At 72.8% G+C, this 15,242-nt stretch carries 16 protein-coding genes; 7 read left to right on the forward strand and 9 right to left on the reverse strand.

Annotated features, from left to right (window positions below; genetic code table 11):
- Positions 1-110 precede the first annotated feature (110 nt).
- Positions 111-290 carry a hypothetical protein gene (locus LRP67_RS04305; RefSeq protein ID WP_231268946.1) on the forward strand — a complete coding sequence of 60 codons (180 nt, stop codon included), beginning with the start codon at positions 111-113 and terminating at the stop codon, positions 288-290.
- A 21-nt stretch (positions 291-311) separates the two neighbouring features.
- On the opposite strand, the gene LRP67_RS04310 is transcribed toward LRP67_RS04305, so the two are convergent.
- Together LRP67_RS04310 and LRP67_RS04315 are read right to left on the reverse strand one after the other, a co-directional pair.
- Positions 312-1,790, reverse strand: coding sequence for a M1 family metallopeptidase (locus LRP67_RS04310; protein WP_231268947.1), 1,479 nt, complete (start codon positions 1,788-1,790; stop codon positions 312-314).
- Positions 1,787-2,356: an RNA polymerase sigma factor gene (locus LRP67_RS04315; RefSeq protein ID WP_308189691.1), complete on the reverse strand. Its 570-nt coding sequence runs from the start codon at positions 2,354-2,356 to the stop codon at positions 1,787-1,789. Before LRP67_RS04315 ends, LRP67_RS04310 begins: the two co-directional genes overlap by 4 nt.
- Positions 2,357-2,387: 31 nt before the next feature.
- Here LRP67_RS04315 and LRP67_RS04320 point away from each other — a divergent pair, with 31 nt between their 5' ends.
- Entirely contained in the window at positions 2,388-3,863 is a 1,476-nt protein-coding gene (locus LRP67_RS04320; protein ID WP_231268948.1) for a serine/threonine-protein kinase, read from the forward strand.
- A 10-nt stretch (positions 3,864-3,873) separates the two neighbouring features.
- On the opposite strand, the gene LRP67_RS04325 is transcribed toward LRP67_RS04320, so the two are convergent.
- Complete coding sequence (locus LRP67_RS04325; protein ID WP_231268949.1) at positions 3,874-4,512, reverse strand: hypothetical protein; 639 nt, start codon at positions 4,510-4,512, stop codon at positions 3,874-3,876.
- Between the two features lie 118 nt (positions 4,513-4,630).
- On the opposite strand from LRP67_RS04325, the gene LRP67_RS04330 reads away from it, so the two are divergent.
- On the forward strand, positions 4,631-6,115 hold the full coding sequence (locus LRP67_RS04330) for an amidohydrolase (RefSeq protein ID WP_231268950.1): 1,485 nt from the start codon (positions 4,631-4,633) through the stop codon (positions 6,113-6,115).
- A gap of 13 nt (positions 6,116-6,128) precedes the next feature.
- Here the strand turns inward: LRP67_RS04330 and LRP67_RS04335 are convergent, their stop codons facing one another.
- Entirely contained in the window at positions 6,129-7,082 is a 954-nt protein-coding gene (locus LRP67_RS04335) for an SGNH/GDSL hydrolase family protein (protein ID WP_231268951.1), read from the reverse strand.
- Positions 7,083-7,087: 5 nt separating this feature from the next.
- On the reverse strand, positions 7,088-8,263 hold the full coding sequence (locus LRP67_RS04340) for a CdaR family transcriptional regulator (RefSeq protein ID WP_231268952.1): 1,176 nt from the start codon (positions 8,261-8,263) through the stop codon (positions 7,088-7,090).
- An 85-nt stretch (positions 8,264-8,348) separates the two neighbouring features.
- Here LRP67_RS04340 and LRP67_RS04345 point away from each other — a divergent pair, with 85 nt between their 5' ends.
- Both LRP67_RS04345 and LRP67_RS04350 read left to right on the forward strand, forming a co-directional pair.
- Complete coding sequence (locus LRP67_RS04345; RefSeq protein WP_231268953.1) at positions 8,349-9,464, forward strand: ferredoxin reductase; 1,116 nt, start codon at positions 8,349-8,351, stop codon at positions 9,462-9,464.
- A gap of 29 nt (positions 9,465-9,493) precedes the next feature.
- On the forward strand, positions 9,494-10,738 hold the full coding sequence (locus LRP67_RS04350; RefSeq protein WP_231268954.1) for an acyl-CoA desaturase: 1,245 nt from the start codon (positions 9,494-9,496) through the stop codon (positions 10,736-10,738).
- 4 nt (positions 10,739-10,742) lie between these two features.
- Here the strand turns inward: LRP67_RS04350 and LRP67_RS04355 are convergent, their stop codons facing one another.
- The 4 genes from LRP67_RS04355 to LRP67_RS04370 are packed head-to-tail and all read right to left on the reverse strand — an operon-like array spanning position 10,743 to position 13,117.
- On the reverse strand, positions 10,743-11,378 hold the full coding sequence (locus LRP67_RS04355; RefSeq protein WP_231268955.1) for an HAD family phosphatase: 636 nt from the start codon (positions 11,376-11,378) through the stop codon (positions 10,743-10,745).
- Complete coding sequence (locus LRP67_RS04360; RefSeq protein WP_231268956.1) at positions 11,375-11,824, reverse strand: PTS glucose transporter subunit IIA; 450 nt, start codon at positions 11,822-11,824, stop codon at positions 11,375-11,377. The genes LRP67_RS04355 and LRP67_RS04360 overlap by 4 nt, the downstream gene beginning before the upstream one ends.
- Positions 11,821-12,126, reverse strand: a complete 306-nt coding sequence (locus tag LRP67_RS21290) for a PTS glucose/sucrose transporter subunit IIB (protein WP_308189696.1) — start codon at positions 12,124-12,126, stop codon at positions 11,821-11,823. Before LRP67_RS21290 ends, LRP67_RS04360 begins: the two co-directional genes overlap by 4 nt.
- Positions 12,077-13,117 carry an SIS domain-containing protein gene (locus LRP67_RS04370; protein ID WP_231268957.1) on the reverse strand — a complete coding sequence of 347 codons (1,041 nt, stop codon included), beginning with the start codon at positions 13,115-13,117 and terminating at the stop codon, positions 12,077-12,079. The genes LRP67_RS21290 and LRP67_RS04370 overlap by 50 nt, the downstream gene beginning before the upstream one ends.
- 106 nt (positions 13,118-13,223) lie before the next feature.
- Here LRP67_RS04370 and LRP67_RS04375 point away from each other — a divergent pair, with 106 nt between their 5' ends.
- Positions 13,224-14,006: a GntR family transcriptional regulator gene (locus LRP67_RS04375; RefSeq protein WP_231268958.1), complete on the forward strand. Its 783-nt coding sequence runs from the start codon at positions 13,224-13,226 to the stop codon at positions 14,004-14,006.
- Positions 14,003-15,241 carry a PTS transporter subunit EIIC gene (locus LRP67_RS04380; RefSeq protein WP_308189693.1) on the forward strand — a complete coding sequence of 413 codons (1,239 nt, stop codon included), beginning with the start codon at positions 14,003-14,005 and terminating at the stop codon, positions 15,239-15,241. Before LRP67_RS04375 ends, LRP67_RS04380 begins: the two co-directional genes overlap by 4 nt.
- Position 15,242: the final 1 nt, after the last annotated feature.

Genomic DNA, 15,242 nt, shown 5'->3' on the forward strand with positions numbered 1-15,242 from the left:
GGCGACGAGACGTCCCTCCGGTCGACCCGGGACGGGTGGGCCGTTGGTCCCGGTCTCCGAGAGGCGACGTGCCCTGAGCGATGACCGCGCATACGCGAAGCGTGGTCTTCATGACCACGACTCCCCGCCCCTTCCCGACGGTCGGGTTCCTCGAGCGGAACCGCCGCATCGGCACGACCATGACCCTGCTGCTGCTCGTCGGCCTGGGTCTCGCCCTCGGCGCTGCCGTCGGGCTGATGCTGAGCGAGACCGTCGGCTGGATGCTGGAGGCCGTCGCCAGCGCCGAGTGAGCGCCCGGACCGCAGCCGCCGTCAGTCGCGCGGCGGGGTCTTGCTGCCGAGCAGCCAGGCGTCGAGGAACGACGACAGCTCCTCCCCGGTCTGCTCCTCGATCCAGGGAAGGTAGTCCTCACGCCCGGTGCTCACGTTGGCACGCTCCTCGGGCCAGGCGCGGATGAGCTCGAGGAACGCCTCCTCGCCGATGCGCTCGCGCAGCTCGTGCCACATCAGGGCGGGGCTGTAGTAGATGTTGCCCGAGCCGAAGGCCTCGCGGGAGTAGGCCGCCGGCGGCCCGGCGAACGCGCGCTCGTCGTCCTCGAACTCGGCCCACTCGTCCATCTGCTCGTCGACGGTGCGGCCGTCGTGCTCGGCCTGCCACATGCCCTGCAGGTACATCGCCATGCCCTCGTTCATCCACACGTCGCGCCAGTCCTCGGGGGTGACACTGTCGCCGTACCACTGGTGCGCGAGCTCGTGGAGGATCACCGCCTCCGAGGTGGTGTACTCGGTGTTGCCGAGGGTGACCAGCGTCTGGGTCTCCATGCCGCTCTCGGAGTCGACGACCACCGTGCCGAAGGTCTCGAACGGGTAGGGCCCGAGCCGCTCCTCCAGCCACGCCATCGCGGCCGGCGTGGTCCGCAGCCGCTCGAGGATCTCGGGGGACTCCGAGCGGTTGACCCAGTAGGTGATGGGGATCCCGGACTCCGACTCGTCCTCGGTCATCTCGAAGTCACCGAACGCGACGGTGGTGAGGTAGGAGGCTGCCGGGGCGTCCAGCGAGAAGACCGTCGTGGTCGTGCCGCCCTCGTCGGTGCGGGACTCGAGTGCGCCATTGGCGACGCCGACCCAGGGGGTGGGGACGGACAGGGTGAAGTCGTAGAGCGCCTTGTCGGCGGGCTGGTCGTTGACGGCGTACCAGGTGAAGGCGCCGAACGGCTCCTGCATCGTCCAGGTCTCGTGGGTGTCGGTCACCGTGAAGCCGGTGCCGCTGAAGTCGCCGCGCTTGGTCGGGACCGGCACCGGACCGGGCTGACCGTCGTACTCGAGGGCGAGCTCGTACTCCTGGTCCGCCACGACGTCCGCGGTGACGACGAGGTCTTTGCCGCGCTCCTCGAACTCGACCTTCTCGCCGTCCAGGGTGAGCGAGGAGATCGTCATCGGCTCGCTGAAGTCGAGCTGGAAGGTCTCCGCCGTGACGGTCGAGCGGAACGTGAGCACCTCGGAGCCGGTGAGCGTGTCGGTGTCGGGGTCCCAGCCGAGCGTGAGGTCGTAGTGGAGCGCGTCGACGCTCGGGTCGCCTGCCTCCGGGTAGACCGAGTCCTCCCGCGGCTCGCTCACCGCCGGCTCCAGTGCCGGGTCGCTGGCCGTGTCCGTGTCCCTCTGGGTCGCGCGGTTCCAGAAGGGCTCGCCCGTCCGGTCCCCGGTGGGCGCCTCGTCTGAGTCGCCGCCGCAGGCGGACAGGCCGCCCCCGGCCAGGAGGAGGGCGCAGGTGAGCGCGGCCAGTCGGGTCACGGGTTGCCCCTCAGCAGTGGGCGGGCCAGCTTGCGGCCATGGTGGATCTGGGCCTTGACCGTGCCGAGCGGAGCGCCCACGTGCTCGGCGATCTCCTCGTAGGACAGCCCGTAGACGTCGCGCAGCAGCAGCGGCTCGACGAACTGCGGGTGGTCGCGCTCGATGGTCTCCATCGCCTCGAGCAGGTCGAGGCGGGTGCCGGCGATGACGCTGGTGGTGCGGGGGTCGGGGGTCTCGAGGTGTGACGGCGTCTCCGCGGCCACCGCATGGTTGCGCATGCGGCGGTACGTCGACCGGGCGGAGTTGAGCGCCACCACGTGCATCCACGTGGTGAACCGGCCGCGCCCGCCCCACGAGCCGATCTTGGTCGCGATCTTGAGCAGCGCCTCCTGGCAGGCATCCTCGGCGTCGGGGGTGTGGGGCAGGACGCCGCGGCACACGTGCAGCGCGCGGGGGCGCACGGCGGCGAGCAAGGCCTCGAGCGCGTCGCGGTCGCCGTCGCGGGCCTGCCGCGCCAGCTCGTCGATCTCGTCGGGCGTCAGCCCCTCGCTCGTCATGTCGCTCATCTCGTCTCGTGTCGTTGGAACATAATGCAGCGTGTCCATACCGAGCCGCATCGGCCGCTACGTGGTGCGGCGGCGCATCGGCGCGGGCGGCTTCGCGACGGTCTGGCTGGCCTATGACGAGCAGCTCGACTCGCCGGTGGCGGTCAAGGTCCTCGCGGACAACTGGACCGAGGACGCCCACGTGCGCCAGCGATTCCTGGAGGAGGGCCGCTACCTGCGCCGGGTGGAGTCGCCGCACGTCGTCACCGTCTACGACGCGGGCGCGCTCGACGACGGCCGCCCCTACCTGGTGATGACCTACGCCGATCAGGGCACCCTCGCCGACCGGCTCGAGGTCGACGGCCTCACGACCCGCCAGGCGCTCGAGGTGGTGCGGCAGGTCGCGCTCGGGCTCCAGGCGCTGCACGACCGCGGCATCCTGCACCGCGACGTCAAGCCCGCCAACGTCCTGTTCCGCACCGCTGACCGCGACATCCGCGCGATGGTGGGCGACCTCGGCCTGGGCAAGGCACTCGACATGTCGTCACGACTCACCATGGTCGCCGGCACCCCGTCCTTCGTCGCGCCGGAGCAGGCGCAGGCCGAGCCGCTCGACGCGCGCGCCGACCAGTACTCCCTCGGTGTCCTCACCTACGTGCTGCTCGCCGGCCGACCGCCGTACGCGCATGCGGACCTGACGGCCGCCGCCTCGCCCGGACCACCGCCCCCGCTGTCGGCGCCGGAGCGCCCGGTGCCGGCCGAGGTCGAGGCCGTCGTGGCACGCGCGCTGGCGCGCGATCGCGAGGACCGCTTCGGCTCCGTCGCCGAGTACGCCGCCGCGCTGGCTTCGGCGTACGGCGACGAGGCCGGTGACCCCGGGCAGATCGCCGAGCCGTGGCTGCCGCTCGACCCCGAGCTGACCCAGCCGGGCGTGCGGCCGACGGCGTCGCCGCCGGGGGCGGCGGGCGGGACCACCGAGGCGGTGCCGCCGCCTCGCCGGCGTCGACGGGGGGTCGCGGCGTCGCTGGCTCTGCTCGTGCTGGCGGCCGGTGCGGTCGCGGGGCTCGGCCTCGGGCTGGGCCTGCGCGACGACGAGGTCGAGGTCACCGACGACACCGGGTCGCTCACCGCTCGCGTGCCCGACGACTGGGACCGCGCGATCGCCGCTGACGGCTGGGTGCCGCCCAACGTCGAGGAGCGCACCTATCCCGCGCTCTCGGTCGGGACGGCGGCGGCGTGGACCGACCCCGCCTCCTCCGCCGAGGGAGTGTTCGTCGGGCTGTTCCCCGGGGAGTCCCTGCCCTCGCTGCTGCCCCGGCACCCCGAGTGCGACGACCACGACGACCCCGTCACGGAGTCCAGCGGCGACCCCTCCACCACCGTCGTCCACACCGGCTGCCCCGGCGGCGTCACCGTCGAGCGGGTCGTCCAGGTCGCCGCCAACCGGCTGTTGTGGGTCCAGGTCCGCAGCGCCGACCGCGGCACCGCCAACCGGGTGCTCGACAGCGTGGACACGCACGGGCTGTGAGGGGGGTCGCTCAGCCGTCGGTGGGCTCCGCGCTGGCACTGACCCGCTCCAGCAGGTCGAGCAGCCCGTCCCGGTCGCCGAGCCGGCCGATGACGACGACGGTGACGTCGGCGATGCCGTCGCCGTCGAGCTCGAGGAAGCGCTCCATCGTGAGCCGCCGGTAGCCGTCCAGCACGTACGTCGCCACGAGCGTGTCCTCGACCTCGACCTCGAGCTCGAACTGGGCCACGGTCGACTCCAGCGCGCCGAGTCGCTGCGCCAGCGCCTGGGCGACCGTCTGTCGCTGACCGGTCACGGACTTGATCCGCAGCAGGTAGCTGTTGACGGGGGCCTTCTGCGGCTCCCACTTGGTCTCGACCAGGTCGCTGTCGGTGCGCACCCAGCCCACCGGCACCGACAGCCACGCCCCGAACTGCCGGTTTCCGATCCGCCGCGGCACCAGCGCGAGCCCGGCCTCCAGCGCCGGCGTCCTGGGGTCGGGGAGCACCTCGACCTCGGGATCCGAGGGGTACGACGGCGACCGGCCCGGCACCGGCTCGGCGGCGCTCAGACGCGCGGGCTCGTCCTCGGTCGCCGTGACCGCCCAGTAGCCACCGGCGACCCCGAGCGCGGCGAGCAGGACCGCCACCCCGAGTGCCCGCGCGTCCATGGCCTCACCGTAGCCACCGCAGGGCGCCTCACCTGGGCAGGACAGGCCGAGCGCTGCGATGACTCGACCGGTGGGCCCGGGGCTGTCGTATCGGCGCCCTGTCCGTAGCGTGGGCGGGGTGATCGTTCGCGACGCCCGCCTGGTGCCAGTGACCCCGGGCCGGGACGTGCCCGACGTACCGGTCGACGTCCTCGTCGAGCGTGGCCGCGTGGTGGAGGTGGGCCCGCGCCTGACCCGGCCCGATGGCGTGGAGGAGATCGAGGCGGGCGGGCGCTGGCTGGTGCCCGGCCTCTGGGACCAGCACACCCACCTCGGCCAGTGGTCGCTGACGTCTACGCGGCTCGACCTCAGCGCCGCGGACTCCCCGGACCACGCCCTCGACCTGGTCCGGTTCTGGCTAGCCGAGCACCCGGGTCGCCCGCTCGTCGGGTTCGGTCACCGGCCGGCCGTCTGGGAGCGCCAGCCCACCGTGGCCGAGCTCGACGCCGTCGCCGGTGAGACGCCCGTCGTCCTGATCGCCGGCGATGCCCACCACGCGTGGCTCAGCAGCTCCGCCCAGCGCGCGCTGGGCCTGGAGGTGCGCGACGACACCATCTCCGAGAACGAGTGGTTCGCCGCCTACGCCGACCTGCCGGGCCTGGTCGGCAACGACGGCATCTCCCCGACCGGCTACCTCAACTCCCTGCACCGCGCGGCCGCCAAGGGGGTGGTCGGCGTCGTCGACTTCGAGTTCGGCGGCGGCCCGAGTGACTGGGTCGAGCGGTGGACCGAGGGCTGCGACGTCCTGCGGGTGCGCGTGGCGACGTACGCCGACCGGCTCGACGAGGTGCTCGCGGCCGGGCATCGCACCGGCGACCTGCTGCTGCCCGGCGACGACCGGCTGACCATGGGCCCGCTCAAGATCATCAGCGACGGCTCGCTCAACACCCGCACGGCCTGGTGCTGCGAGCCCTACGCCGACGGTGGCCTCGGCGCGGCCAACCAGAGCGCCGACGAGCTGCACGCCCTGCTGGCGCGGGCGCACGCCAGAGGCCTCGAGGTCGCCACCCACGCGATCGGCGACGCGGCGGTCGCGCACGCGCTGTCGGTCTACGCCGCGACCGGCGCCCGAGGCTCGATCGAGCACGCCCAGCTCGTCGCCCGTGACGACGTGCGGCGCATGGCCGCGGTCGCCGTGCGCGCCAGTGTCCAGCCCGCGCACCTCATTGACGACCGGGTCCTCACCGAGCAGATCTGGCCGGGCCGCAGCGAGCGCTGCTTCGCGTTCCGTTGGATGCTCGACGCGGGCGTCCCCCTGGCCCTGGGCTCGGACGCCCCGGTGTCGCCGCTGGACCCGTGGCTGGCGATCGCCGCCGCCGTCCATCGCGGCGCCGACGACGAGGGGCCCTGGCACGCCGAGCAGGCCCTCACCCCGGGCGAGGCTCTCGCCGCGTCCGTCGACTTCCAGCCGACGGTCGGTGCCGGCTCCCGCGCCGACCTGGTCCTGCTGGAGCGGGACCCGCTGGCGGCCGGTGCGGACGCGGCGGAGGTCGCCCGCCAGCTCCGTTCGATGCCCGTCGCGCTCACCGTCGCCGCCGGGCGGGTCGTGCACTCGGCGCTGTAGCGGACCGGCGTCGCTACGAGATCGCCGCGAGCACCAGGTCGGCGACGGCGCGCTGGCCCTCGGCGAACGGGTGCAGGGCGAGCGCCCGCTCGGGGTCGGTCTGGATGCCGTTGACCCACGGCTCGTCGGCGCAGATGTCGTGGCCCTTGCTCGCCTTGAACACGTCGACGACCTCCGCGCCGCCGGCCCTGCCGCCGAGCCGGACGGCGTCCGAGAGTGCCTTGTTGACGCGGACGACGTAGGGGTAGTCGCGGGCGGCGATCGGGACGAGGTCGGGGCACGAGCCGCGGTCCGGCAGCAGCTGGGGGTAGTTGGCGACGACCACGCGGGCGTTCGGCGCCCGGTCCCTGATCCCGCGGGTGACGGCCTCGACCCGTGCCCGGATCTTCGCCGCCTGCTCGAGTGGCCGGTCGCCGTTGCCGGCCTGGGCCTGCTGGCACGAGGCGCCGCGCTGGTCGCCCTGCCCTGCCTGCAGACAGGCCACCAGCAGCTGGGAGAACAGCCCGAAGTCGTTGCCGCCGATCGTGACGGTCACCAGGTCGACGTCCGCGTCGAGCGCGTCGAACTGCGGCAGGCTCTGGGTCTCCCCGCTGACCTGCGCGCCGACCATCGAGGTGCTGGACGCCGCGATGCAGCTGACGTCGACGAGCTCGTAGCCGGCCTCCGCCGCCACGAGGTGGGGGTAGTTTCCATCCGAGCGCTGGCAGCCGTCGTCGGGGTCGGTGTCCGGCACCAGCGGCGCCGCCACGAAGGAGTCGCCCAGGGCGACGTAGGTCCCTGCCGCAGCCTCCGAGGCGTCGCCCGATGGGTCGCCCGCGGCGCCGCCCGAGGCATCGGCGGGCGGGGAGGGACGCGGCGTCGGGGTGGTGTCCAGCGGCGGATCGTCGCCCGCGCACGAGGCGAGCAGCAGCAGGGCGGGCACGACCACGCCGACGAGCAGGGCGCGGGCGGTCCGGGGGGTGGGCATGGGCTCTACGGTACGGAGGCCCCGAGCGCGATGGTCAGGGCGAGTACCGTCTGCGGGTCCTCGAGCCGGTCGCCGTACAGGTCGCGCAGCTGGCCCATCCGGTAGCGCACCGTCTGCGGATGCACGAACAGCGCCTCGGCGACGTCGTCGCGGCGACCCTGGTGCAGCAGCCACGCCCGCAGCGTGTCGGCGAGCTTCTCCGCGACGCCGGGCCGCAGGCCGGCCAGGGGCGCCAGCGCGTCGGCGCACAGGTCCGCGAGGGCGTCGGCGTCTGCGGTCAGGACCAGCCGGACCAGGTGTGCCTCGGTGTCGCCGTCCAGGCCCGAGGCCCGAGCCCGCATCGCCCGGTCGTACGACGCGCGCACGTCCAGCCAGGGCCGCGCTGGTCCGGCCACGCAGCTGCGGTCGGCCACCGTGCGCAGCAGGGCGCCGCGCGCCCGGCCGTGCGCGTCGGGGACCAGCAGCAGCGCGACCTCGTCCAGGTCGGGCAGCTCGGTCTGCAGGGTCTGGGGCGAGAGCTCGGCCAGCACCGGGCGCACCTGGGACTCCGGCACGATGACTGCGGTCAGGGTCTCGGGCTGGGCCCAGCCGGCGCGCTCGGCGGCGCTGGTCACGGTCTCGGCCGGCGACCCGACGAGCAGGTGGTGGGCGATCCGCTCGAGCAGCCGCTGGCGCACGCGCCCCGAGGTCGCGAGCTCGTCGGTGTGCCCGGCCACGCTCGCGGCGGAGAGCTCGTCGATGTAGGCGAAGACCAGCTCCGCGAACGACACCAGCGTCTCGGCCGAGAGCCCCGCCGCGACCGCGTACGTCGACATCTCGCGCCAGGACACGCGCGCCCCGATCCGGTACGCCGCCAGCAGGGCGTCGGTCGAGCGGCCGCTGCGGGCCTCGCCGCGGCCGAGCTGGTAGGCGCCCTCGACCGCGGGCGCGGCGGGGGTACGCGGTTCGGCGCCGGGGGTGCCGCCGGCCAGGGAGAGGAACCCGCCGAGGGCGAGCTGGACGGCGTTGCGGATGGTCTCGCCCATCCGCCCGCCGAACGCGTCGGCGTAGCTGGGGACCTCCTCGATGATCGCGGCGACCACGTCGTCGGCCACCGACGGCAGGTGGGAGCGGATCTCGGCGACTGCCTCGACCGGGATCAGCAGGCCCTGGCCGGCCGTCGGACGCCGGGAAGGCGACACGGTTGTCTCCTCCGAACAATTGTGACCTGAGTCTTCACGCCCTGAGGTCATGACTTTACCCCCTGAGGTGGAGGAAAGTAGAGGTATGTCCTCCGTAGCTCTCTTGCGCGCCTCGAGCGGCCAGCCCGCCCGGCGCTCCCGCGCGCTGCGAGACCGGCTGATGCGCGTGGCCGAGGCCGCCGTGACGCCGCTCGTGCCGGCCGACGTCCTCGACATCTTCTCCCCGCTCCGCTCGGGCGCCGACCTGCGCGCGCGCATCGTCTCGATCGTCCCGGAGACCGCCGACGCCGCGACGATCGTGCTCAAGCCGGGCAAGGACTGGGCCGGTCACGTGCCCGGTCAGTACGTCCGGGTGGGCGTGGACGTCGACGGCGTCCGCCTGTGGCGCACCTACTCGCTGACCCACGGCCCCCGGGCCGACGGCCACATCAGCATCACCGTCAAGGCGATCCCCGACGGCGCGGTCTCCACCCACCTGGTGCGCCACGCGCGGGTCGGCCAGATGTTGCAGCTCGGCCAGGCCGAGGGCGACTTCGTGCTCCCCGACCCGGTCCCGGCCAAGCTGCTGCTGGTCACGGCCGGCTCCGGCGTGACGCCGGTGATCGGGATGCTGCGCAACCTGTTCTCGCGCGCCGAGCGGCTCGACGCCGACATCGTGCTGCTGCACTCCGCGCTGTCGCGCTCGGAGGTGATCTTCGGCCAGGAGCTGCGCCAGTACGCCGAGGAGGGCCGGGTGCGCCTGGTCGAGCTGCACACCGACGTCCACGGGATGCTCGACGTGCACGACCTGGACACCATCGTCCCCGACCTCGCCGAGCGCACGACGTACGCCTGCGGGCCGGTCGGCCTCCTCGATGCGCTCGAGGAGCACCACACCGCCCGCGACCTGCCGCTGCACATCGAGCGGTTCCGCACCGCGGTCGTCGCGACCGGCGAGGGCGGCAGCGTGTCGTTCTCCAAGAGCGGCATCACCGTCGAGGGCGACGGCGCCACCCCGATCCTCGACGCCGCCGAGGCCGGCGGCGTCCTGATGCCGAGCGGCTGCCGCATGGGCGTCTGCTTCGGCTGCGTGCTGCCGCTGCGCGAGGGCGCCGTGCGCGACCTGCGCAACGGCGAGCTCACCGTCGCCGCCCCCGGTGACGGCGTCATCATCCAGACCTGCATCAACGCGGCCGCCGGCGCCTGCGACATCGACCACTGACCGATCGACCCAGACCCGAGGAGATCGACATGACCGTCCTTCAGAAGAAGACCGAGAGCACGAACCCGATCGCCCACCTGACGCCGGAGGAGATCGAGCAGATCGGCGTCGAGCTCGACGCCATCCGCCAGTCGATCCTCGACAGCCGCGGCGAGCGCGACGCGGCGTACATCCGCAAGGTGATCGACGCCCAGCGCAAGCTCGAGCTCGCCAGCCGGGCCGTGCTGCTCGCCAGTGCCTTCCCGCCGGCCTGGGTGCTCGGCACCGCCGGCCTCAGCGTCGCGAAGATCATCGAGAACATGGAGGTCGGGCACAACATCATGCACGGCCAGTGGGACTGGATGCGCGACCCGAAGATCCACTCCACCACCTGGGAGTGGGACAACGCCTCGCCGTCGGACCAGTGGAAGCACTCGCACAACGAGCTGCACCACACCTACACGAACGTCGTCGGCAAGGACAACGACCTCGGCTACGGCATCATGCGCGTCGACGAGGACCAGCGGTGGTACCCGCTCTACCTCGCCCAGCCGGTCTGGAACTTCATCAACGCCTGCTTCTTCGAGTACGGCATCGCCGCCTACGACCTCGAGCTCGGCAAGAACCTCGCCAGCGAGAAGCGCCGCAAGGACCCGCAGTTCAAGGCCCGCGCCAAGCAGACGCTGAAGAAGATCCGCAACCAGATGACCAAGGACTACGTCGTCCACCCGGCGATGTCGCTGCCCACGGGCTCGTTCCTGCCGACCCTGGCCGCCAACGTCACCGCCAACGTCGTGCGCAACCTGTGGACGCACTCGGTCATCATGTGCGGCCACTTCCCCGAGGGAGTCGAGACCTTCGAGCGCTCCTCGATCGAGGGCGAGACCCGCGGCGAGTGGTACCTGCGCCAGATGCTCGGCTCGGCCAACATCTCCGGCAGCAAGGCCATGCACTTCATGACCGGCAACCTGTCGCACCAGATCGAGCACCACCTGTTCCCCGACCTGCCCAGCAACCGCTACGCCGAGATCGCCCCGCAGGTGCAGGACCTCTTCCAGCGCTACGGCCTGAGCTACCACATGGCCCCGCTGCCGCAGCAGGTCGCGAGCGCCTGGCACAAGGTCGTCCGGCTCTCCCTGCCCAACGACTTCCTGGCCACCACCAACGCCAAGAACCTGCCCAGCCAGCTCAAGGTCCTCTACGCCATGACCAGCAAGGGCCCCAAGGTCCGCCGCGCCGCCCAGGCCCGCCTCACCCAGCAGGCCCGCCGGCTCAAGGTCCGCCAGGCGGCCTGAAACGTCACCGGCGCAGCCGCGCCGCGAGGACGCGGAGGTCGGGGAGGACCTCGGTGGCGCCGGCGGCGGCCAGGACGGCGTCGTCGTGGGTCGTGGTGACGCCGACAACCTGGCCCACGCCGGCCGAGACCGCCGCGCGTACGCCGGCGGGCGAGTCCTCGGCGGCCAGGCAGCCGGCGGGGGAGACCCCCAGTCGCTCGGCCGCGAGCAGGTAGCCCGCGGGGTGCGGTTTGCCGTCGGTGACATCGGCGGCGGTGACCACGAGAGCGACGTGCTCGAGGACGCCGAGCGCCCCCACCGCCCGGGCCACCCACTGCGCACCCGCCGAGGTCACGACCGCGACCGGCACCGCGGCGCCTGCTGCGGCCAGGACCAGGTCTCGGGCCCCCGGCACCTCGTCGGGCAGCGAGTCCTCGGGGAAGTGGGCCACGACCGCCTCGTGGAGCACGAGCGGGTCCTCGCCGGCCCACGGCCCCGGCTCCACGGCGAAGACGTCGGTCGCCCGGCGCCCGGTGAAGATCGTGAGGTCGGCGACGTCCCAGCCCCGGCTGGCGAAGTACGACGCGTAGGCGGCGCGCTGCAGCGGCTCGGAGTCCACCAGCGTCCCGTCGAGGTCGAGGAGCAGCGCCGCGGGCCTCACGTGGTGACGGTGAAGAGCAGGTCGCCGGCGACCGCGCGGGCGTCATCCGCCGGCGCCGCGACCGAGCCCTTCGGGCGGTCCATCGCCACGACCGGCACCAGCGCCGACATCGCGTCGGTGAGGGCGGCCGGGTCCCACCGGACCATCGGGGTGCCGGCCTCGACGGTGCTGCCCTGCTCGACCAGCACCTCGAAGCCGCGGCCCTCCAGCCGCACCGTGTCGATGCCCAGGTGGACCAGGACGCCGACGCCGTCGTCGGCCAGGACCACGAAGGCGTGCGGGTGCACCTTGACCACCCTGCCCGCCACGGGCGAGACGACCGTGACCTCGCCCGGGTCGGGGTCGATCGCGAGGCCGGGGCCGACCATCTCCGTGGAGAACACCGGGTCGGGCACGTCGCTCATCGCCACGACCCGCCCGGCCAGGGGCGCGAGCACCTCGGTCACATCAGGTCCTCGATGTCGTCGGCGAGGTTGTCGGCCTCGGGGCCGACGACGACCTGGACCACCGTGCCGGACTGCATGACGCCGTGCGCGCCCGCGGCCTTGAGCGCCTTCTCGTCCACGAGGGAGGCGTCGTTGACCTCCGTGCGCAGGCGGGTGATGCAGGGCTCGATCTCGACGACGTTGTCGGCGCCGCCGAGGCCCGCCAGGATCTGCTCGGCCTTGCTGCTCATCTCTGCTCCTTCGGTGGTGAGGTCATGAGTCTGGGTCGGTCGAGGTGACCTTGGCCAGCCCCTGGGGGCGATCGGGGTCCAGGCCGAGGTCGCGAGCCAGCCCCTCGACGATGCGCTGGCCGGGCACGATGGCGCCCAGCGGTGCGGCGGCCTCCGTGAGCTCGGGCCCCGCGACATGGACGGCACACGCCCGCGCGAAGGCCGCGTCGCCGCCGATGCCCACGACCCGGGCACCGCGCGAGGCCAGGTCGTCGGCGAGGTCGACCAGCGGCTGGAGCAGCGGACCGTCCGGCGCGGCCAGTAGCAGGGCGGTCATGCCCTCGGTGACCACAGCGATCGGGCCGTGCCGCAGGTCGGCGTAGGAGTAGCCGCGCACCGGACGCTTGCAGGTCTCCTCGAGCTTCAGCGCGGTCTCGAGCGCGGTGCCCATCATCAGCCCGCGCCCCGACACGACCGTGTACGCCGTGTCGCGCAGGGCCACCACCGCCTCGTCGACGGGAACGTCGAGCAGCCGCTCGATCTCGCCGGGCACCCGGTCCAGCACGGCGTCCAGCGGTCCCGGGTCCTCGAGCACGGAGGCGGTCAGCACCGCCATCGCCACGAGCTGCGTGAGGTAGGTCTTCGTGGCGGGCACGGCGATCTCGGCTCCCGCCTGCGTCACCAGGGCCAGGTCGGCTGCGCTCGCCAGCGGGGAGTCGGCGACGTTGGTGACGGCGAGGGCGGCCGCGCCGCAGGAGCGGGCCCACTCCTGGGTCGCCACGATCTCCTCGGTCGCCCCCGACTGGGAGACGCTGACCACGACGCAGTCCGACAGGTCCAGCCGCGACCGGTAGTGGGTCGCGACACTGGGGGAGACCAGTCCGCCGGCGACACCGGCCTGGGTCTCGAGCAGGTAGCGGCCGTAGATCGCGGCGTTGTCGGAGGATCCGCGGGCGGCGAACAGGACCCGGCGGCGTCCGTGCAGGAGCGAGCGGACCGCGTCGCGGTGGGGACGCAGCGCGGCGAGCGTGCGCCGTACGGCGTCGGGCTGCTCGGCGATCTCCCGGGCCATCTGTGTGCTCATCGCTCCCCCGCCCTGGTCCTTGACATCCCCGGGTGACGGGGCCCACACTCCCAACTGGTACGGACCAGACCGTACCAGTGCTACCAGGCTCCGTCGAGAGGCTCACGTGTCCACCAGTCCCCGTGACCGCACCCTCATCGAGGGACCGCTCACCAAGCACGCCCAGCTCAGCGACGCGCTCGCCGAGCTCGCTGCCCGAGAGCTGGGGCCGGGGGCCGCGATCCCCTCTGAGCGCGACCTCATGGCGACGTACGGCGTGTCCCGCGCGACGGTGCGCAAGGCCATCGACGGCCTGGTCTCCGACGGCCTGCTGCGCCGCGTGCACGGCAAGGGGACCTTCGTGTCCACCCCCCGGCTGGAGAGCCGGCTGCACCTCGCATCGTTCAGTCAGGACATGCGCCGCCGCGGACTGGAGCCCTCCACCCGGCTGCTGTCGGTGGAGCTCGACGAGCCGCCGACCGACGTCGTCCACGCACTCGGGCTCGACGGCGACGGCACGGCATGGCGCGTCGACCGGGTGCGTCTCGCCGACGGCGAGCCGATCGCGCTCGAGCACGGCTGGTACCCCCGAGCCCTGCTCCCCGGCCTGGACCGTCATGACCTCGGCGGCTCCCTCTACGAGCTGTTCGCCGACGTCTTCGACGCCCCCATCGACGCCGCCGAGCAGACGCTGTGGGGGGAGACCGCGGACGCTGCCACCGCGCGGCGTCTCGACGCGCCGGTCAACACCCCTCTGCTCGTGTTCCGCCGCGTGTCGTCCAGCGCCGGGCGACCGATGGAGCACGTCGTGTCCCGCTACCGCGGCGACCGCTACCAGATCCACATGTCCCTGGGCCGCGACGACCTGGGCCACCGCCGCAACACCCCCGAGAGGAAGAGGAAGCGATGAGCACAGCAGAGGCGTCCGCAGGCGCCAACGAGAGGCGGCGCCTCAACCTGGCGCCGGTCCAGAAGTTCGGGCGCAGCCTGATGCTCCCGATCGCGGCCCTGCCGGCGGCGGCCCTGCTGCTCCGGCTGGGTCAGCCGGATCTCCTGGGTGCCGACGGCCTCGGGTGGGACAAGGTCGCGGCCGTCATCGGCGCGGCCGGCGACGCCATCTTCGCCAACCTGCCGCTGCTGTTCGCCGTCGGCGTGGCCATCGGCATGGCCAAGAAGGCCGACGGCTCGACCGCGCTGGCGGCCGTGGTCGGATACCTGGTGTTCACCGGTGTCGGCGACGCCATGTCCCCGTTCGTGCTCGGGGCCGCGCCCGAGGGCGAGCAGCAGGAGCTCATCAACTACGGCGTCCTCGGTGGCATCGTCATGGGTCTCGTGTCGGCGTTCCTGTGGCAGCGCTACCACCGCATCTCGCTGCCGCCGTACCTGGCCTTCTTCGGGGGCCGCCGGTTCGTCCCGATCATCACCGCCGTGGCCGCCATCGTGCTGTCGGTGCTGATGAGCCTGGTCTACGAGGGCTTCGACGCCGGCATCACCGGCCTCGGCGAGTGGGTGACCGACAACTCCGTCCTTGGCGGCTTCGTCTACGGGACCCTCAACCGGCTGCTGATCCCGCTGGGCCTGCACCACGTGCTCAACAACCCGCCGTGGTTCATCTTCGGTGAGTTCGAGGGCAAGACGGGCGACATCGGACGCTTCCTGCAGGGCGACCCCACTGCGGGCGCGTTCATGACCGGCTTCTTCCCGATCATGATGTTCGCGCTGCCCGCCGCGGCCTTCGCGATCTGGCACGAGGCGAAGCCGCAGCACAAGAAGGCCGTCGGCGGCATCATGCTGTCCGCGGCCCTGACCTCGTTCCTCACTGGCATCACCGAGCCGCTGGAGTTCGCGTTCATGTTCGTGGCCTGGCCCCTCTACGTCATCCACGCGCTGCTGACCGGCTCCTCGATGGCGCTGGTCAACTGGCTCGGGATCAAGGACGGCTTCGGGTTCTCGGCGGGGCTGTTCGACTACATCCTCAACTTCAACATCGCCACCGACCCGTTGCTGCTCATCCCCATCGGGCTCGGGTACGCCGCCCTGTACTACGTCCTGTTCCGCTTCGTGATCCGCCGGTGGAACCTGCGCACCCCGGGTCGCGAGGAGGAGGGCGAGGAGTCCCTGGTGGCCGCGGACGCTAGCGTCTGAG

This window comes from Nocardioides sp. cx-169, from assembly GCF_021083605.1.
GTDB lineage: Bacteria > Actinomycetota > Actinomycetes > Propionibacteriales > Nocardioidaceae > Nocardioides.